The following is a 495-nucleotide window of genomic DNA, read 5'->3' as shown; positions in this document are numbered from 1 at the left end:
ATCAGGCGGCCCATGATCAGTTGCGCCACCGCGCCGAAGGCATAGGCCAGGCTGACCACCACGCCAAGGGTCTGCGGCGACGCCAGCCAGTCGCTCAGGCGCTCCTGGAACAGCTTCGGGTAGGTCACGGTGCTGGCGTTGAACACCACCCCGCCGGTGGCGGTGACCAGCGCCAGCACGCCGAACACCCGGCGCATCGACAGGCCCACGCTGTCCTCGCCACGCGCCGCGGCCTTGGCCGACAGGTGCGGCGATGGCTCCTCGCGCACGCAGAAGAAAAAGCCGATGCCGAGCAGGATGGCCACCCCGCCGGGCAGGATGAACGCCGCACGCCAACCGAAGTGCGCGGTGAGAAAGCCGGTAAGCAGCGCGGCGAAGGCGACCCCGAGGTTACCCCACATGCCGTTGATGCCGATCTCGCGGCCGCGGTTCTCCGCGTGTGCCACCAGCATCGCGGTGCCGACCGGGTGGTAGATCGCGGCGAATACCCCGATC

General features: G+C 69.3%; 1 protein-coding gene. It reads right to left on the bottom strand.

Translation table 11 applies throughout. The annotated features are described in order from the left end of the window. A partial coding sequence (locus FLP08_RS16885; protein ID WP_156278095.1) for an MFS transporter occupies nt 1–495 on the bottom strand: 495 nt, incomplete at both ends.

It is taken from the genome of Christiangramia aestuarii (genome assembly GCF_009735585.1).
Lineage (GTDB): Bacteria > Bacteroidota > Bacteroidia > Flavobacteriales > Flavobacteriaceae > Christiangramia > Christiangramia aestuarii.
This window is presented reverse-complemented; position numbering and strand designations above follow the sequence as displayed.